17 protein-coding genes are annotated in these 19,173 nt (G+C 46.1%); 7 read left to right on the plus strand and 10 right to left on the minus strand.

Going from position 1 to position 19,173, the window contains the following annotated elements; all coding sequences use genetic code 11:
• Positions 1-310: 310 nt before the first annotated feature.
• On the minus strand, positions 311-2,326 hold the full coding sequence (tkt, locus tag QUB25_RS01945; protein ID WP_333181850.1) for a transketolase: 2,016 nt from the start codon (positions 2,324-2,326) through the stop codon (positions 311-313).
• A gap of 34 nt (positions 2,327-2,360) precedes the next feature.
• On the opposite strand from tkt, the gene QUB25_RS01950 reads away from it, so the two are divergent.
• Both QUB25_RS01950 and lysS read left to right on the plus strand, forming a co-directional pair.
• On the plus strand, positions 2,361-2,498 hold the full coding sequence (locus QUB25_RS01950; RefSeq protein WP_333181851.1) for a hypothetical protein: 138 nt from the start codon (positions 2,361-2,363) through the stop codon (positions 2,496-2,498).
• 310 nt (positions 2,499-2,808) lie between these two features.
• A complete protein-coding gene (lysS, locus tag QUB25_RS01955; protein WP_333181852.1) occupies positions 2,809-4,362 on the plus strand; it encodes a lysine--tRNA ligase in 1,554 nt (517 codons plus the stop codon).
• Between the two features lie 154 nt (positions 4,363-4,516).
• On the opposite strand, the gene QUB25_RS01960 is transcribed toward lysS, so the two are convergent.
• The 5 genes from QUB25_RS01960 to QUB25_RS01980 all read right to left on the minus strand — a co-directional run bounded on the left by QUB25_RS01960 (position 4,517) and on the right by QUB25_RS01980 (position 9,392).
• Complete coding sequence (locus tag QUB25_RS01960) at positions 4,517-5,116, minus strand: TerD family protein (protein WP_333181853.1); 600 nt, start codon at positions 5,114-5,116, stop codon at positions 4,517-4,519.
• An 81-nt stretch (positions 5,117-5,197) separates the two neighbouring features.
• The gene (locus tag QUB25_RS01965; protein ID WP_333181854.1) at positions 5,198-6,700 is read right to left on the minus strand and encodes a TerD family protein; all 1,503 of its coding nucleotides are present in this window, start codon (positions 6,698-6,700) and stop codon (positions 5,198-5,200) included.
• A gap of 50 nt (positions 6,701-6,750) precedes the next feature.
• Entirely contained in the window at positions 6,751-7,320 is a 570-nt protein-coding gene (locus tag QUB25_RS01970) for a TerD family protein (protein ID WP_333181855.1), read from the minus strand.
• A gap of 166 nt (positions 7,321-7,486) precedes the next feature.
• Complete coding sequence (gene def, locus QUB25_RS01975) at positions 7,487-8,020, minus strand: peptide deformylase (RefSeq protein WP_333181856.1); 534 nt, start codon at positions 8,018-8,020, stop codon at positions 7,487-7,489.
• 124 nt (positions 8,021-8,144) lie between these two features.
• Positions 8,145-9,392, minus strand: coding sequence for an HhoA/HhoB/HtrA family serine endopeptidase (locus QUB25_RS01980; protein ID WP_333181857.1), 1,248 nt, complete (start codon positions 9,390-9,392; stop codon positions 8,145-8,147).
• A gap of 206 nt (positions 9,393-9,598) precedes the next feature.
• On the opposite strand from QUB25_RS01980, the gene dnaA reads away from it, so the two are divergent.
• A complete protein-coding gene (dnaA, locus tag QUB25_RS01985) occupies positions 9,599-10,972 on the plus strand; it encodes a chromosomal replication initiator protein DnaA (RefSeq protein WP_333062794.1) in 1,374 nt (457 codons plus the stop codon).
• A gap of 430 nt (positions 10,973-11,402) precedes the next feature.
• Here the strand turns inward: dnaA and QUB25_RS01990 are convergent, their stop codons facing one another.
• From QUB25_RS01990 to QUB25_RS02000, 3 genes are all read right to left on the minus strand, one after another.
• A complete protein-coding gene (locus QUB25_RS01990; protein WP_333062790.1) occupies positions 11,403-11,810 on the minus strand; it encodes a biopolymer transporter ExbD in 408 nt (135 codons plus the stop codon).
• Positions 11,788-12,456 carry a MotA/TolQ/ExbB proton channel family protein gene (locus QUB25_RS01995; protein WP_333062789.1) on the minus strand — a complete coding sequence of 223 codons (669 nt, stop codon included), beginning with the start codon at positions 12,454-12,456 and terminating at the stop codon, positions 11,788-11,790. Before QUB25_RS01995 ends, QUB25_RS01990 begins: the two co-directional genes overlap by 23 nt.
• Before the next feature lie 395 nt (positions 12,457-12,851).
• Positions 12,852-13,007 (minus strand): hypothetical protein, encoded by a 156-nt coding sequence (locus QUB25_RS02000; RefSeq protein ID WP_333181858.1) that lies wholly within the window; start codon positions 13,005-13,007, stop codon positions 12,852-12,854.
• A gap of 362 nt (positions 13,008-13,369) precedes the next feature.
• On the opposite strand from QUB25_RS02000, the gene dnaN reads away from it, so the two are divergent.
• Positions 13,370-14,509 (plus strand): DNA polymerase III subunit beta, encoded by a 1,140-nt coding sequence (dnaN, locus tag QUB25_RS02005; protein WP_333034715.1) that lies wholly within the window; start codon positions 13,370-13,372, stop codon positions 14,507-14,509.
• 216 nt (positions 14,510-14,725) lie between these two features.
• Here the strand turns inward: dnaN and QUB25_RS02010 are convergent, their stop codons facing one another.
• Positions 14,726-16,165, minus strand: a complete 1,440-nt coding sequence (locus QUB25_RS02010; RefSeq protein ID WP_333181859.1) for an ATP-binding protein — start codon at positions 16,163-16,165, stop codon at positions 14,726-14,728.
• A gap of 340 nt (positions 16,166-16,505) precedes the next feature.
• On the opposite strand from QUB25_RS02010, the gene QUB25_RS02015 reads away from it, so the two are divergent.
• The 3 genes from QUB25_RS02015 to QUB25_RS02025 all read left to right on the plus strand — a co-directional run bounded on the left by QUB25_RS02015 (position 16,506) and on the right by QUB25_RS02025 (position 19,173).
• Positions 16,506-16,655 carry a hypothetical protein gene (locus QUB25_RS02015; protein ID WP_333181860.1) on the plus strand — a complete coding sequence of 50 codons (150 nt, stop codon included), beginning with the start codon at positions 16,506-16,508 and terminating at the stop codon, positions 16,653-16,655.
• Positions 16,656-17,151: 496 nt separating this feature from the next.
• Entirely contained in the window at positions 17,152-18,231 is a 1,080-nt protein-coding gene (locus QUB25_RS02020; RefSeq protein WP_333181861.1) for a permease, read from the plus strand.
• Positions 18,232-18,384: 153 nt separating this feature from the next.
• Complete coding sequence (locus tag QUB25_RS02025) at positions 18,385-19,173, plus strand: TIGR03943 family putative permease subunit (RefSeq protein WP_333034719.1); 789 nt, start codon at positions 18,385-18,387, stop codon at positions 19,171-19,173.

Here is a 19,173-nt window from a genome sequence, read left to right on the forward strand (position 1 = left end):
AACTGGTTTTTCTTCCGTAACTCTTAATATAGCAATTCTCAATGATTCGCGAGCTGTAGCGAGCTCTAGGTTGGGTAGAACGAAGTGAAACCCAATATTCTGATTTTAGATTTTAGATTTTAGCTTTTCCTTCCTTCTTCCTTATCTTCTAGATAACTAAAGCCTTCTCTCCTAGATAACTAAAGCCTTCTTCCATCCATCTGTTACATCCGTTACATCCGTTACAGAATCCGTTGCCGAACTTCTTCCTTCTTCTATAAAAAATGGGGCGAGCTCAAAGCCCGCCCCACCAGAAATTATGCTGCTGCTATTAACCCAACAGCGCCTGAGCCTTAGCTACCACATTATCAACGGTGTAGCCAAACTTTTCTAAAGCAACGGGGCCCGGTGCAGAAGCGCCGAATGTGTCGATGCTGATGCTGTCGCCTTCGGAACCTAAATAACGTCCCCAGCCGAAGCTACAAGCTGCTTCAACTGCCAACCGTTTAGTAACAGCTTTCGGCAGTACAGATTCGCGGTAAGCGGCATCTTGTAAGTCGAACAATTCCCAGCAAGGCATCGAAACTACGCGCACTTTATTGCCTGCGGCGCGCAATTTTTCAGCGGCATCAACGCAGAGGTATGTTTCGCCGCCGGTGCCGATTAAAATGATGTCGGGAGTGCCACCGTCGTCAGACAAAACGTAAGCGCCTTTGGCAGTTCCTTCGATCGAGCTTCCAGCCAAGTTAGGCAAGTTTTGGCGCGACAAAGCCATTAAAGTTGGGCGAGTGCGGCTTTCAACTGCCACTTTGTAAGCGCCGGATGTTTCATTACCATCCGCAGGGCGCATTACCAACAAATCGGGAATTACTCGCAGAGAAGCGATGGTTTCCACGGGTTGGTGAGTGGGGCCGTCTTCGCCCAAGGCTACGGAGTCGTGAGTCATTACATAAATAACTCCAGCTTCCGAGAGTGCAGAGAGGCGAATTGCTCCCCGCATATAGTCAGCAAATACCAAGAAAGTGGCGCAGTAAGGAATTAAACCACCGTGCAAAAGCATACCGTTGGCGATCGCACCCATGCCGTGTTCCCGCACACCAAAGCGCAGGTTACGTCCTTCGTACTGACCTTTTTGGAAGTCTTTTTCACCCTTGAGCAAAGTCATGTTAGAAGATGCCAAGTCAGCGGAACCGCCGATCAATTCAGGTAGCACACCTGCCAAAGCATTCAAACATTTTCCAGAATGATTCCGAGTCGAATCTGCCTTATCTTCCGGCTTGTATGTCGGCAAAACTTTATCCCAACCTTCAGGAAGTTTGCCGGCAACGCTGCGCTCATATTCTGCAGCTTCTGCAGGATATGCTGCTTTATAAGCATCAAAAGCTTTCTGCCATTCTTGCTCAGCTTGAGCACCGCGATCGACTGCTTTGCGGAAGTGTGACAAAGCATCCTCAGGAATCTCAAACGGTGCGTGTTCCCACTTCAAGAAATCGCGAGTTGCTTGCACTTCATCGCTACCCAAAGCAGCACCGTGAGCGCTGTAAGAATTGCGTTTGTTTGGAGAACCGTAACCAATGACGGTACGGACTTTAATCATGGACGGTTTGTCGGTGACTTTTTTGGCTTCTTCAATAGCTTTGTGAACTGCTTCTAGGTTAGTATCTTCGTCTAGAGCGGTATTGTCTACTGTAATAACGTGCCAATTGTAAGCTTCAAAACGCTTGCCCACATCTTCAGTAAAGGCCAAGCTTGTGTCGCCTTCAATAGAAATGTGATTGTCATCGTACAAGGCAATTAATTTGCCGAGTCCGAGGTGTCCGGCCAAAGAACAAGCTTCGCCAGAAACACCTTCCATTTGGCAGCCGTCACCCAAAATTACATAGGTGTAGTGGTCAACAATTGTGTGGTCGGGCTTGTTAAACTTAGCAGCGAGGTGAGCTTCTGCCATTGCCAAACCGACGGCATTAGCAATTCCTTGTCCCAGGGGGCCGGTGGTAACTTCTACGCCTTCGGTCATGAAGTTTTCGGGGTGTCCGGGGGTTCTGGATTCCCACTGGCGAAATTGCTTGATGTCGTCGATGGTGACGCTATCGTAGCCGGTCAAATACAGGAGGGCGTACTGTAGCATACAGCCGTGGCCGGCGGAGAGGACGAAGCGATCGCGATTAAACCACTTGGGGTTTTTGGGGTTGAACCGCATGAACCGATCCCACAGCACGAAGGCCATAGGGGCAGCGCCCATCGGCAGTCCCGGGTGTCCTGATTTTGCTTTTTCTACCGCATCGATGGCCAAAAAGCGGATAGAGTTGATGCAGAGTTCTTCGAGTGATTGGGTTGCAACAGCCATAATTCTGGTTTTTATATGTTAAGAGAGAGTGTGTGTGGTCGATTCTGACAGAGGTGCGATGAGCCGAGTTCGATCGCTCGCGTTTCTGCTGTTCAGTTTCTTTGGAACTGCCGTGAGGCTGCACTACATATCATCTCACCAGTTGCGATCGACAGACAACTTAATTTTTTAATGTTTCGGTCGCTTTGTGCACTCGATCGCAAATTGTTATCGGAGATATTTCTGGGGCGAGTGCGGCTCTGTGCGATCCGGCTACGATAGGGTGTAACTTAATTATTTGGCAAATTGGCTCTCAAAGCTGCCCAGTTATGATAGAGTTTGGTGTTTCTGACATCTTGCAGCTTTGTCACGAACAGGCAAGATGCCTGTTCCACAAAGAGTGAATTTTCTTGTGGGGCGTTGCTTTGAGCAACGCCCGATCGCACGATCGCCAGAATAGTGCAAGATGTCAGATATTTGTAATTTTAATCAGGCAATAACTAATGACTCTCAGTGAAGCCGAAGTCCGCAGTCAAAAAGTAGACGAACTGCGATCGCAAGGCATAGAACCGTATCCCAGTGAATCCTACGCGCGATCGCACACAGCCAAGCAAGTTCGCGAAATATTTAGTCAGCCGGGAAAAGAACTCCAAAACGGAGAAACTGACCCCGAAGAAATTTCCCTGCGATTAGCTGGCCGCATCACTTCCAAGCGAGACAGCGGCAAAATTGGTTTCATCGATTTAAAAGACGCCACAGACAAAATTCAACTCAAAATCGAGAAAGCAATCGTCACCGGCGAAGTCGGTTTGAGCTTTGAACAAATTAAAAAATTGCTCGATGTCGGCGATTTTGTCGGCGTCGAAGGTATCGGCTGCCGCACCCCCAGGGGAGAACTTTCTATTTTAGTGAGGGAATTAAAGCTTTTATCAAAAGCTACCATTCAATTTCCCGATGCTTATTACGGAATTAACGACCCGGAAGTTTGCCGCCGCCACCGCGAAATGGATTTGGCAAGCAACCAAGATGCGCTCAACCGTTTTATGCTTCGCAGCCGCATCGTTCAAAGCATCCGTTCCTATCTCTGGCAAGCCAATTTTTACGAAATAGAAACGCCAACACTGCAAGCTATTTACGGCGGTGCTGCTGCTAAGCCCTTCATCACTCACCACAATGCTTTGGATGTGGATTTGTATTTGCGAGTGGCTCCCGAATTATTCTTAAAAAGAGCAATATGCGGCGGTTTCGAGCGAGTATTTGAACTAGGGAAAGCATTTAGAAATGAGGGCATTGACAGCACCCACAATCCTGAGTTTACCTCTTTAGAAGTTTACCAAGCTTATGCTGATGTTTTCGACATTTTAGGAGTTGTCGAAGACGTGATATGTTTCGCAGCGGCGGCGGTATTTGGGGATGTCAAAGAAATTGAAAATCAGGGGGAAACGATTAGTTTAGAACGCAAGTTCGACTACAGCGAAAAATATCCCGGTTTCAGTGGCCAACACTGGCAAGTGAAAACGATGGTAGAAGCTGTCAGAGACGAGTTTGGGCTGGATTTTGACAGTTTGGATCTAGAAAGTGCGATCGCCTCTGCAACCAAACTAGAATTGCACCTGTCTAAGCTAGAACAACAGAGTTTAGGCTACGTGCTGTATGCGGTTTTTGACAAATTAGTTGTTCCCAAATTAATTCAACCTACATTCATCATCGACTATCCTGTCGAAGTCAGCCCCTTAGCAAAAGGACATCGCAGCAAGCCCGGATTTGTAGAACGTTTCGAGCTATTTATCAACGGTACAGAATACTCGAACGGCTTCTCAGAATTGAACGATCCCAAAGAGCAAAGAAAGCGGTTTGAGGAACAGTTGGCGCAGAAAAATGCCGGCGATGACGAAGCGCATCCAATGGATGAAGACTTTATTCAAGCGCTATCTTTGGGAATGCCTAATTGTGCGGGAATGGGTATCGGCGTAGACAGATTGGTGATGCTTTTAACTAATACTCAAAGCATCCGAGATGCCGTCATGTTCCCGACAATGCGGCCGGTCAAAGATTGATTGGAGTAGCTTTTTTGCAGATGTCTAATAAGTACATGGGCATTTTTTAACCGCAGATATCAGCGGATTAACACAGATAAACGCAGATGGAATTTCATCTGCGTTTATCTGCGTTTATCTGCCTTTATCGGCGGTTAAAAAAACATTTTTAAGATCACCGCATAAACGAACCGACAACACCGTTCATATCCTCAGCCAAAGGATTTCCCAAAGCCTTAAATTTCCACTCGCTGCCTTCTCGATAGACTTCTCCCATCAACATATTTAATTTTCCTTCATAAGATGGGTCATTTGACAAGCGATAGCGAGCTATTTCTTTCCCGGCGGCATCTACAGCTCTCACAAAAGCATTTTCTACCAAGCCAAAATGCTGTTTTCTCTCTTTGCCATCGTAAATATTTACGCCCAAAATAATTTTGTGATATTCTGCAGGCAAAGAACTCAGCTTCACCACTATTTGTTCGTCGTCTCCGTCTCCAGCCCCCGTGAGATTGTCGCCTGAGTGAACAACTGTTTTGTCCTTTGACTCCAAATGAGAGTAATAAATTACATCCTCTTTGTAGTTCTTTATTTTGCCATTTTCTCCCAGCAGCATAGCGTAGGAATCTAAGTCAAAATTTGCACCGCTGCTTCGCCCGAAAAGACCTTTTTTAGCTTGTGCAACATCCCAGCCCAAACCCATTGTCAGTCTGGACAAGTCGTATTCGCTTTTGCTGAGAACTATTGATTGCCCTTTTGTCAAGTTGATAGCCATAGTTTTGTGATTTTGTAAGGTTTATGGTGAAGTTGAATGATTTCCCTAAGCTAGCATTTTGTTTGCCTGCAAAAGCTGTTTCTAGGGTAAGAGATTTTTGATTCGTGCTGATTTTACCCAATGCGGATATTCTGCTGTCAACAAATCGTATAATTCCTCATCCGCAATATGTTCCGGGTCTTCTAAACTGAAGAAATCGGCGTTGTCTAGGTAGCGATCGCCCATTTGGTCAAGCTGCTCTAAAAAGCTAAAATCGCTCGCTACGGCTCTTGCTAACCAGCCTCGAACTCCCTTACTTTTGACATCTTTCTGCGACTTGCCGATTGCCATAAACTGCCAAAATATCGGCTCATAGGACGACCATTGTAGCTGCTGCTTGCTTTCCGATTCGTCCGCTGTTTCTCCATCAGTTACAAACATCACGTAGACAGGTCGATCGGCTTTAATAGCTGCGTAGCGCCTGCTACCGCGACCATCAGGAAAATAGAACTTTCTAATTTCCTTCATCACTTTACCGTAGTAAGTACCTCCTTCTAGAGGATACTGTTGCAGTATATGGTGAATGAAGTTTGAGAAATTGTCGATCGACATTTCACCGGGATTGTGGGGGTTGACTCCAAACAGAAATATGTCGATCGCTGCGTTGTCATCAAACCGACATCCTAAAGCCAAAATCTTCTCTGCCAAACGCTGAATCTTTCCTGAACTGTACAGCGAAGACATGGAAGCAGAAATATCGAGGCAAAGCGCTACTTGAGCATCGTGATTTGTGAGATTTGCTTTTTGGAGCGAGAGATCGGCTTTCTTAGCGAGATTAAAAATGTGCGGCGCTTTCTCCTCAAGCTTTTTGTCTAATGCTATAGCTTTCTGACTTTTGTGGCTATCTTCAATAACTGGTAATTTAGGCAGTTCTACTGTACGTTGGGCTGGCTTTTCTTGCTGTTGAATCTCAGAATGATACTTGTCAACAAAACTCTGTAACCCTGCTTTATATCCTTGTCCTACGGCCTGAAATCTCCAAGCTGCATCCTTTTTATACAACCGTCCAAACTCGACTGCTGTTTCTTCAGAAAAACCTTCTGTTAAATCATACCGGGCTAGTTCGCTGTCGGTTTCGCGATCGTACAATCGGATAAAAGCATTTCTGATTTGGCTGAAATTTTGATGTTTAGCTTGTGCGTCGTGAATCGTGACCACAAAAACCATTTCCTCAACAGGAGCCGTTACTTTTTCTAAGTCTACATAAATTGTCTCGTCATCCCCTTGAGTTTGACCAGTTTGATTATCTCCCGAATGGGCGATCGATCCGTCCGGCGACTGCGAGTTATTGTAAAATACAAAGTATCTTTCATCGGGAATTTTGCCGTCCAAACCTAATGCAAAAACCGAGGCATCGATATCGCAGCTTTGCTGATTTGAGTCCGATAAACTTCGTTCAGTTGCTATTTCCCATCCCAGGGCGATCGCCACTTTTGTTAAACTTGGAGATGTTTTAGAAAGATTAAATCTTTCACCTTTCTTTAATTGAATGCCCATCTGGTTTATCACCTCATGAGTCTGATTGCTTAAAATCGAGGGAAACATTCCTGCTTCCGAATTTCCCCTCGATTTAATTAGCTAGGATCGCCCTCCGATCAGGCATACTGGTCTACAAACTTCTGCAAGCCGGAATTGTAGCCTTGTCCTACAGCTTGGAACCTCCACTCACCGTCTTTCTTGGAAAGTCTGCCAAACTCTACCGCTGTCTCCCTAGAAAAATCCTCGTCCAAATCGTACTTCGTTACCTCTGTATTAGTAGTAGTGTCGTAAATCCTGATAAAAGCATTCCGCACTTGACCGAAGTTTTGCCTTCTCGATTCTGCTTCGTGGATAGTTACCACAAACACAATTTCTTGCACCGCCGGATCGACTTTGGTTAAATCGACTGTAACGGTTTCATCATCGCCAAATCCTTCTCCGGTTCTGCTATCTCCCAGATGTATTACAGAACTGTCCGGCGACTCCTTGTTGTTGTAGAAAACAAAGTATTGTTCGCCGGGAATTTTGCCAGTAGCCCCCAACATAAACACGGAAGCATCTAAGTCAAACGCTGCGCCGGTGTCTGTAGCATTGGTATCCCATCCCAAACCAATCCCGGCATTTTTTAGCCCCGGTGCTTCTTTAGAGAGATTGATTCTCCCGCCTTTTTCCAAATTGATAGACATTCGCCCTCCTATTCACAACATCAATGGCGTTATTGCTCGCAATTATATCAATTATTAGAGGAGCTTGACAAATTGCTGCTGGTACTTATCTTCTGTCAATCGATTTTAGATTTTAGAATTGACCCCACGGATAAATCCGGGCGCTTTGTACCCTGAATGTTTGCGGCTATAGCAGGTTGACAATTTGCTTTTGGTACTCATCTTCTGTCATCAGTTCGTGGGTATTTTCCACTCTGTCTAAAAACACGATTCCATCTAAATGGTCGTGTTCGTGTTGAAAAATTCGGGCCACAAAGTCTGTCAATTCTTGTCGGTGGAGTTTGCCGTCTCTACTGGTGTATTCTATCTCGATCGCCCTACTTCTCGGCACCAATCCCCGAATCCCCGGAATGCTCAAACAGCCTTCCCAGTCTTTGACTGTCTCTGTTGATGCAGCCACAATCCGGGGATTAATCATCGGTGTGGGTTCCATGTGGGGTGCTTGGGGATACCGCAGGTTGGGGCGGGATGCGACGATGAACAGGCGATCGGACTGAGCGGCTTGAGGGGCGGCAATCCCCACTCCGTTCGCGTGTTGTACGGTAGAGATTAAGCTGTCAATCAACTCTTGAATGCGATCGTCCTTAATATTCTCGACAACTTGCGACTGGCGGCGCAGCACAGGATTTCCTAATTGTGAGATTTGTAAGAGTTCTGCCATATTAATTAGTCATTGGTAATTGCTAATTGGTATATGGTAACAACCGTCAACTGTCAACTGTCAACTGTCAACCGTCAACCGTCAACTGTCAACCGTCAACCGTCAACCGTCAACCGTCAACAGATTATCGAACTTTTTGAACCGGCAAACTCCCCGGTTTAACAGTCAAATTAACTATTTGCCCGTTGCGGTTGATTTCCATTTGCAACTGACCGCCAACCTTAGCATTTTGCACGAACTCCTGAACTGCTTCCGACTGAATAATCGGCTGATTATTAATTTTTTGAATCACATCTCCAGCCCGCAAACCTGCCGCTGCTGCGGGAGAATTAGGAACAACGCTAACAATAGCCACACCCCGATCGACTGCAACTCGCAGGCTGCTGTTAGCGTTGCTGTTAATTTGCTCCTTAACATCGGGAGTCAGCGTCGCCATTTCAATACCCAAATAAGCGTGTTCGACTTTCCCCGTCGTAATCAGTTCCTTCGCCACCTGTTGCGCCGCCTGAATGGGAATCGCAAACCCCAATCCTTGAGCACCTTGAATAATCGCCGTATTCATGCCAATAACTTGGCCCGAAGCATTCAGCAGCGGGCCGCCGGAATTCCCCGGATTAATTGCAGCGTCTGTTTGAATAAAACCGATCCGCTTGTCAGGTACGCCGACATCGGTACTCGATCGCCCCGTAGCGCTAATAATTCCCGCAGTTACGGAATTGTCCAAACCCAAAGGATTGCCAATGGCGATCGCCCATTCTCCAGGCAACAGCTTATCCGAATTGCCGATCGCCACTACAGGCACATTATTCGCCTCAATCTTCACCACAGCCACATCCGTCACCTTATCAGCCCCCAACACCTGCCCCTGAAAGCTGCGGCCGTCCTTGAGAGTTACATTTACCGTATCGGCTCCCTCTACAACGTGAGCGTTAGTGAGAATCAGGCCGTCGGCACCGATGACAAAACCCGAACCAGTACCCCGTTCGATCCCGCCCCGGCCCCCCGAATTCGGTTCTCTGCCAAAAAAATCTTCCGGCGACAGCCCTCTATTTCCCGGTTTCACCCGGCGCGAAGCATCGATCCGAACCACTGCCGGGCCAACTTTTGCCACCGCAGCCACAATAAAATTCACATTAGCCGCGTCGCCTGACAAGGAAACCGGCGGCAAGACTTTGCTAACTCGATCCTTTTCCTTTGTATTAGGAGGCAGTTGCAATTTCGGTTCCAGCGCCCTTTGTCCCGAATCGCCAGAATTTCCACGAAGTTGAGAAACCGTCAGACGATCGCCCAACATGGCGGCCCCGGCTCCCGTTATCAGCAGCAATATGTAAATTGCCGGTTGCTTCCAAAATTTGCCAGTAGAACTCTTCATGGCCATGTTTTAAGGCTTTCCTGCCAAATCTAAATATTTGCTGAACAGCTCCCCGATACCTGGTTTGGGCTGCAGAGCCGCCAAATTTTTGGGCGATGGCGTCCCGCCCCGCAAGCTACGGCAGACTCCCTTAAACTTTAACATCTGAGGACTAAACTCTCTAGAGTAGAATTAATATCTTGAATGCCGATCGGCAGAGGTGAGCAGTGGACATTCCCCTCGAAAGTCTGTGGAATCAGATACTTGAACGTCTCCAGGTACAACTGAGCAGACCTAGCTTTGAGACGTGGATCAAAACTGCCCGCGCCGAACAACTCGAAAATAACTGTTTGATCGTCAGCGCCCCCAACCCCTTTGCTCGCAATTGGTTGCAAAAATATTACAGAGAAATCCTTGCCGATGCAGTGTACGAAATTCTCGGCTATCCCGTAGACATTTACTTGACAATTGCTGGGGGCAACGAAACAGGTGGCAGCAGTGACTCAGCCATGATTTGGCCTTCCCCCATCGCCGCCGATGTCCCCGAAAGCCACTCGCTTCACCCCCCCAAACCCGCCAATTTAAACCCGAAATACCTATTTTCCCGCTTTGTCGTCGGTTCCAACAACCGCATGGCTCACGCGGCCTCCCTCGCGGTAGCCGAGTCTCCGGGCCGAGAATTCAATCCCCTATTTTTGTGCGGTGGCGTCGGTTTGGGCAAAACTCATTTGATGCAGGCGATCGGTCATTATCGCTTGGAAATTGACCCCAACGCCAAGATCTTTTACGTTTCTACTGAGAAATTTACTAACGATTTAATCGCGGCAATTAGGAAAGACAGTATGCAAACTTTCCGCGATCATTATCGAGCAGCCGATGTTTTATTAATAGATGATATCCAATTTATTGAAGGCAAAGAATACACTCAAGAAGAATTTTTCCACACTTTTAATACTTTGCACGAAGCCGGAAATCAAGTAGTTTTAGCATCCGATCGCCCGCCGCAGCAAATCCCTCGCCTGCAAGAGCGTTTGTGTTCCAGATTTTCCATGGGATTAATTGCCGACATTCAATTGCCCGACTTGGAAACTAGGATGGCAATTTTGCAGAAAAAAGCCGAGTATGAAAATATGCGTCTGCCGCGAGATGTCATTGAATACATTGCTTCGAGTTACACTTCCAACGTTAGGGAATTGGAAGGTGCTTTGATTCGGGCGGTAGCATATCTTTCAATTACCGGTTTGCCGATGACCGTGGAGAATATCACCCCGGTTTTGAACCAGCAAACTGAAAGCTTAGAGGCGACGCCAGATGCAGTAATTGCAGTTGTGGCTGAAGAGTTTGATGTTTCTGTGGAAGATTTGAAAGGCATTTCTCGCAGGCGAGAAATTAGTCTTGCCCGTCAAGTAGGGATGTATTTAATTAGGCAGCATACTGGTTTGAGTTTGCCAAAGGTGGGCGAAGTGTTCGGCGGCAAAGATCACACGACTGTGCTTTACAGTTGCGACAAAATTGCTCAGTTGCGGAACACTGACCCGAATTTGGCTCAAACTTTGCGTCAGTTGAGCGATCGGATTAATGTTGTCAGCCGTAAAACTTAATTTGAAGTCAGTTGTCTGTTGACAGTTGTCAGTTGTCATCACCCAACACCGTCAACAGTTACCAGTCAACAGTCAACAGTCAACAATTCCCATTCCCAATTCCCAATGCCCCATAATAGACAATCTTGCCTGTGGAAAAACCTGTGGAAAAGTCCCCCTCCGTTTGTGGAAAACTTTACTCGATAGCCCGAAATAGTTTTTGCACAAAAATGGGCGGGCGATCGACCGCACCAGCTTTCCCACCAGTTTTCCACAGGTAATATCAATTCCGGCTGCGCCGGAATGATATCAAATCCTTGCTTCAAAAGTCGGGCGTAAAGTCGAATCCCGAGGCCAACAAATAATTCGCGCAATTTTCATTTTTTTGACCCTCCTTCTACAGTCAACAGTCAAGAGTCAACAATGATAAGGAGTGCAACCGGAATCGATATCATGCTGGTCTGCGAGTCGCAACGGCTAGTTTAACTCCTTTAACTTGTCGCACCCGATCCATAACGGCTACAGCCAAGCCAAAATCAACCTTTTCGTCAGAGTTAATCACGGCAATCAGGCCTTGACGAGTAGCAGCTAAGGCGCTCAGTTGTGCGGGCAAAGCCTCTACCGTTGTGGGCTGACGATCGAGACTGACTTGTCCTTTTGAATCAATCGTGATGGTGACTCGGTTCGTTACCTGTGTCGGCTGGCTCGAAGTCGCTTTGGGCAAATCCACAGGCAGTCCTTCAGGGTTGGTTAAGAACAAGCTAGAGAGAATGAAAAATGTGAGCAGCGAGAACACCACATCAATCAGCGGCACAATATTAATTTGTGGAGGAATTTCAGGGTCTTTGGGTAAGTTCATATTCTTTTTGTGCAATTCGATAATGACGACGATAGAGCAGTTCTAGCTGCCCTGCATATTCTTCAATTCGGCCAACTTCGCGCTGATATAAGCCCCGGTAAATGCTGGAAAATGTCAGAGTGATAATGCCCACGAGTAATCCGGCAGAAGTGGCAATCAAGTCTTCGCTAATGCCTGCGGTCAAACCCGATTTATTTGTCGCTCCAAGGTTGCCAATATTAATCGAGGCAAATGTGGTCATTAGCCCAAATACTGTGCCTTGAAGACCGAGCAATGGTGCTAGCGCAACGATCGTGTCAAAAATATGATTGAACCGCTTCAGTAGCGGAATTTCGATTTTTCCCTCGGTTTCTAGCGCTAGAATAAATTCTTCAGGTGTCGCGTCTTCAAGCTGCAACGTGCTGAGGAAAATGCGGGCGATCGGTAAGTCAACATTCTGCTTGAGCTTATCGATCACACTTACCATGTTATTGAGTTGATAGAACCGCAAAACATCATGAGCAACTTGCTTTTGTCGTCTGTAAATTTTGATCCAGAATATGGCGCGTTCGCTCGCCAGCGTTACCGATAGAATTGAACAAAGCAGCAGCGGCCACATGACAAGACCGCCTGCCAAAAATTGTTCACGTATTGCTGAAAAATTCATCCACTTCTCCTAATTGACCGCTGGTAGTACCAGCAATTTTGCTCGACAGCACTGATGATAATCTATCTCAATAAAAAATCCAATACCAAAGGCAGATGAATTTGAGTCTTCCAAAGCCATACGAGGAAATTGGCATCATCTTGAATCAACGCCAGCCGATCTAGACGGGGTGACAAGCAGGTTGAAAGCAAGGCTGGGTCAAGGTTTTGAGTTGAGTGACCAAGCGAAAGGCTCTTCGCTGGCGTAACTCAAGAAAAGAGAGTGGCGATCGTAGAGAATCAGGTTCAAGCATCTCTCGGACGATCTTATGAGTCAATAAGCCTGTCAATAATCCGCTATCTTTTTTGAGTTTCAGGGGCTTTAATGCTTTTATCATCAAGGTTCCAGAGGCATTGTCACCCTGTCAACAGCCGATCGCCAAACCAAGTGAGACTGGAACCTGCCCGCACATGGGCTGGGCGATCGCTCGTAGGATCTGCACCCTTGCTGTAACGAAGCGGTACGCTCTTAAGCACTGTAGCGTGCAGCGTAAAATCTCGCTGTACAGTCAACAGTCAACACTCAACAATGATTCCGGCGCAACCGGAATCGATATAATTCTTAGCTACAAGTCACGCCCAGCAAACAATTAACTTTTTTTTCCACAGTTTCCACAGGGCGATCGATACAAAAATAATTCAATAAATTAAAAAATACTAGCGATCCCTGCACACCTAACATAGATAATTCGCGACGCGCGCTGACTTCAGAAACCCGGTTTCTACGAAGCCTTCTCGTTTTTACAGACAAAATTTTGCCTAGAAACCCGGTTTCTAGCCCCATGCTTAAGCCCTACACACAGAAAAACTGACCCGCCGGCTTTCTGTGATACGATTTGTTTCTGTTTCAAATCCGGTTAATTAACCTTCCTACCATGAAATTGGTTTGCACCCAAAGTGACCTCAACGCCAACCTCTCGTTGGTAAGTCGGGCCGTTCCCTCCCGCCCGACACATCCGGTACTCGCCAACGTGCTCTTAGTAGCGGATGAGGAAAATCAGCGGGTTAGCTTGACAGCTTTCGATCTCAGTTTGGGCATTCGTACCAGCTTCGCAGCAGAAGTAACAGGCGGCGGCAGTTTTACCATACCCGCTAAATTACTCAACGATATTGTTTCGAGACTCCCAGATGGAGAGATTACTTTAGAAGACGAAGCGGGGGACACCGTAGCATATCTCACTTGCAGTTCTGGCAGCTACCAAGTTAGAGGCATGGGCCCGGAAGAATTCCCAGAATTGCCCGCCATCGAAGGCGGAACAATCCTCAAATTACCACCGGAAGCCTTGATAGAAGGACTCAAAGGAACTTTATTTGCTACTAGCCCCGACGAGGCAAAACAGGTACTTGCAGGCGTGCATTTAAAGGTATTGCAAGATTGCCTGGAATTTGCAGCTACAGACGGCCACAGATTGGCAGTAGTTCAAACTGCAAATGAAAAAGCTGAAGGCGAAGAAACCCAAGAAGAATTTGAGGTGACTGTCCCCGCTAAAGCATTGCGGGAAGTAGAAAGAATGCTGGTGATGCGGCAGTGGACTGAACCTGTCACCCTGCATTTTGAACACGGTCAAGTAGTGTTTGAGTGGGCAGACCAGCGGCTGACAACCCGCACCTTGGAAGGGCAATATCCCGCATATCGGCAGTTGATTCCGCCCTCCTTTGAGCGGCAAATTACCTTAGAAAGGCGATCGTTCTTAGCAGCAGTAGAAAGAATAGCCGTTTTTGCAGACCAAAAAAACAATATTCTCAAATGCAGCATCGACGAGGAGAATCAGGAAATTACTTTGTCTGTAGATGCTAAAGATGTCGGCTGTGGCAAAGAGTCAATGCCCGCACAGATTTCGGGAGATAGCATAGATATTGCTTTCAACGTGAAATATCTGATTGATATTTTAAAAACGGCTCAATCCCCAGAAATTCAACTGCAATTAAACGGTGCTTTAGCCCCCGTAATTTTCCAGCCTTTGGGTGGAGTCAATGCTACATTCTTGGTGATGCCAGTTCAGCTAAGAGCTTAAAAAGAGTCAGTAGTCATTAGTCAACAGTCACCGATGCTGCAACCGGAATTTATCTAATTCATCTGCGTTAATCGGTGTTGATCTGCCCTCATCTGCGGTTAAAAAAATATAATTTCTCAGGCCGCAGATGACAAGGGATTGACCTGATTAACGCAGATAAAGAGAAGAGAGATAGGAATAATTCCGATGCTAATAGCTTTGATATGACTTATTCCTTCAAATCAATGGCAACAAAATTTCAAATTCAGTACCTGTACCGGGCGTAGAATGCAAATTCAACTTGCCTTTATGCTTTTCCGTAACAATTTGATGGGTAATTGCCAAGCCCAAACCGGTACCTTTGCCTGCGGGTTTAGTAGTAAAAAACGTCTCAAAAATCCGCCGCTGAATTTCTGGCGGAATTCCGGGTCCGTTATCGGCAATTCTGATGGCTATCCAAGCGTTATTTTGATTTTTTTCGGCTGCTTCGGGGCTAAAGCCGACGTTTGGGCAGGCGGATGATAGCTGTCTTGAATTTTGTCGATCGCCCCTAACATAATTTTGAATTAATTCCGAATTAACGCAGTCTCCGTCAGAACTATCTATTACCTCAGTTTCAATAGTAATCGCAGGCATAAAATCTTTTTCTGCTTTGTCCTCTTCCAAAGCGTCGATCGCATTGCTGATGATATTCATAAATACCTGGCTCAACTGACCAGAGTAACACTTGACCAAAGGCAAATCTCCATAGTTTTTAACTACTTTAAACCCGTACTTCAGACGATTTTTCATAATTAGCAGCGTACTGTCAATACATTCATGGATGTTAGCTTGTTTCAAGTGGGTTTCGTCCATGTGAGAAAAGGTGTGCAGGCTGGTGACGAGTTCGGTCAGCCTCTGTGATGAAACTTTCATACTTTTGAGAATTTCCACCCAATCTTCTTGCAAAAAATCAAATTCTATGTGTTTTTTGAGTTGGTCAATTTTTTCGTTTTCACCGACAATGTGTCCGTAAGCAGACAGCAAGTCCATGATGTCTGTCAAATAGTTGGACAAAAAGCCTAGATTTCCGCTGATGCAGGTGACGGGATTTCTAATTTCGTGGGCGACTCCAGCTACCATCTGCCCCAAACTGGCTAGTTTTTCGGTTTGAATTAGTTGAGATTGAGTTTGCTGCCTCAGCAATTTTGTTGCTAGTTCATGAATGTTGGATTGGGCTACTAACAGTTCGTGCACGTCTAGCAAACTATAAGTTTGAGGCGAAACTTGAACCACAATCGGTTCGTAAAGCAGTTCTTTCGATCGCAACAGCGACTTCCTGGCTGCATCCACGATTAAAGTATTGCTGGGAAAAATTAAACTCTCAGTTTCGGCAAAGCGGTACAAAGCCCTCACAGGTCGCTTTAAAAATAATTCTCGCCCAAAAGGACGGCTGATAAATTCTAAAAATCTCCGCCGGGAAATCATACCGGCAAATTCACCTTGATGAGTGACAATGACTCCTGGTAACAGTGGATTAGCTTCTAACATCTGAGAAATTCGCATTCCCCAATCCGTAGCTTCTACCTGAAAATCGTAAAGCGACAATTGTTGGAGAGTAGAGTCTAAACAAAGTTCTCCTAGGTCAGCCTCGGAGATGGGTTGGACGGGTCTTTCTACGCAGGAGGTATTCAACATAAATTTATCAGCACGCTTTTTTGGGTTCTATTTGCCAGCAGACATTCAGCTACCAAAGGTCAACAGGTGAGTTGTTGAGTGTTTTGACCGGCATCCCCCTGGCACACTGCATTTTAAATTACACAAAAAACTGACTGTAGCAAGGAAAATTTTACCACTTAAAGTATTAGGCAAGATTGAGTATCACCGAGATAAATGCGCCCTGGTAATTATACCTGACTTTATTTTATACTGACTTGAGCGGTATTAGCGCTGGGTTCAACTATTTAACTATTCATTAACCTTAAGTGATCCTCTTAACCTTTTGTTAATAAATTATTACCCTGAGAAATATAATTAATTGATAATAGAAGAAAATCGGAATTGCCCGATCGCCAACACGATGCACCCGTCAGCAGACAAGTTAAAAGCCCAAATTGGAGCGATCGCGTCCCTGAGTTTTAGCTCGCTAAGGGCGATGGCGAGACGCCTTGCAAGCTACGGCATTTGAGGCGATTTCATCCCATCTCCCCGATCCGGTACTCGCAACCCCCCGTAACGCTCAGCCAGCGACACACCTGCCAGTGCGTCCCCTATAGGTTTGTAGTGAAAACTAAAGTCATCGCTACAAACCAATTTTTTAGCGATCGTTATATAAAACAGTTAGCCTCGCCGGCAATCTGCAAAATCTGCCTTAGCAGTTGTTCTACAATCAACCATTGTTAACCCAAAGATCCATCAAATCGGCGACGGTTTGCCTAGTCAATTATTGATTGGCTGTACGAGGCGGATATCAATAAAACTTAAGTCAAACTCAAACAAGTTTAACCCTTCCAAATCATTCAAAGGATCAGCATTGATTATTAAATTATAAGCTCTACAAATTCTAGCAAAAAAAGGCAAAAAAAAATTAACTGGATCTTAACTTAGTGCTATGCTTTGGTATGATCTACAAGGAGTTCAACCAAAGACGTATAGCTAAATAGCAATCTACCAGTAGGTGATCGATGCAACCCGGTCTAACGAATCAGTTAAACAATGCTTTTACCCTTTTTCTCAGCTTGTTAGTAGAAGCAATACCTTTTCTGCTGCTCGGAGTTTTATTTTCAGGTTTGCTGCTGGGGTTTGTAGACGAACGCAAACTCGTATCGCGCATCCCGCGAAACCCGCTGCTGGCGGCTTTGATGGGCAGTTTGATCGGCTTTTTGTTTCCCGTGTGCGAGTGCGGTAACGTGCCCGTAGCCCGCAGGTTACTGATGCAGGGAGTGCCCGCACCAGCCGCGATCGGCTTTTTGCTTGCGGCCCCCACCATCAACCCCGTAGTAATTTGGGCTACTTGGACGGCATTTCGCGATCAGCCAGAAATTGTAGTTTTGCGGGTGGTATTTTCTCTGTCTATAGCCACAATTATCGGCTGGGTGTTCAGCGCCCAAAAAGACTTGCGGCCTCTGCTGCAAGCCTCTGTAGCCCGCGCGATTCCCCTGCCAAAACCAGAGTTTTCCGAAAAAGAACTCGTCCAAGCTAACACTCCGCTGCTGTTGCAGTCGGGAACATTTATGCTCGGTCAGCCGGGGGGGGTGGTGCCGATCGAATCTTTGCTACAAGACGACTGGAAGCCATTAAAAACAGGCAAAACAGAAAAAATATCGAAACGTTCCTCAATGTTTCACCGCGTTTCTAAAGAGCGTCTGCGCCTGCTTTTAGATACTATGGTACAGGAGTTGCGCGAATTGGGAGGAGTGTTGGTAATCGGAAGTGCGATCGCAGCCATCATTCAAGTTGGCGCCCCCCGCGAACTAATTCTCAACCTCGGCCAAGGCCCCGTTTCCTCGATTATAGCCATGCTGCTATTAGCAGCAGTCGTATCGATTTGTTCTACAGTAGATGCCTTTTTTGCCCTGTCTTTTGCCTCCACATTTACCAGCGGTTCGCTGTTAGCATTTCTCGTTTTCGGCCCGATGATTGACCTCAAAGGTATCGGTTTAATGCTGTCAATTTTTAAAGGTAGAGCCGTAGTTTACTTAATTGTCTTGGCAGCTCAGTTAACCTTTTTAATGACCCTCGCTGTTAACTTGCATTTAGGTTAATAAGTTAGCTAAAACCGACAACTAATACCATTTTTGATTTGCGATTTTCTTCAATTACCTTGCTCCTCGACACGGAAGTCACGAATATACAGATAGGTGTTTTTTCTTTGCCATCTTCCCTATTCCTTCTTCCTTCCCAATCACTCTTAAAAAATGAATTTAAAAAAAATTAGCCCCTTGCTCGACGCCCTAGCTATCTTAGGCTGGGGAATATTGCTCCTCAAATATTGGATCACCGGCCAATTAAGCATTCTCATTCACCCCAATTACTTTGGCTTGACTCTAGCAGGAGGAATCGCCTTATTGGTTATTGGCGGTTTAAAAACTTGGGAACTCTTAAAACTCGATCGCACCACAAAGCAATCGCGGACATCAACAGCAAATAACTCTCTCAGAATCACAGAAGTTGAACACGTTACTTTGTTTCCCCCCAGTATCGGCAGCACCTTAATGTTGGGCGTCGCATTAATAGGTTTACTAACAACGCCACGCACATTTACCAGCCAGACAGCATTAGAACGAGGCCTCACCGAATCCCTGCCCATCACCAGACTGCAACCCCAAGAATTTCGCAATACTACAAAACCCGAACAGCGATCCCTCGTCGAATGGGTGCGGCTGTTAAATTTCAACCCCGAACCGGATACATACAGAGGTCAAAAAGTCAAAGTTCAAGGATTTGTAATTCACCCCCCCAACATAGCAGAACAATATATGTGGATCGGGCGTTTTATCATTACTTGCTGCGCGGCAGACGCCTATCCGATAGGGTTACCAGTAAAATTACCTATCGGTCAAAGTCGCGCCACCTTTGCGCCAGACATTTGGCTAGAAATAGAAGGAGAAACGATCGTAGAAGAACTGCAAGGCAAGCGTAAATTAATCATTCAAGCATCCTCCCTCAAACCAATTCCCCAGCCCAAAAACCCGTATGATTATTGA

Origin of the sequence: Microcoleus sp. B3-D7 (assembly GCF_036705305.1) — a bacterium.
Classification (GTDB): domain Bacteria; phylum Cyanobacteriota; class Cyanobacteriia; order Cyanobacteriales; family Microcoleaceae; genus Microcoleus.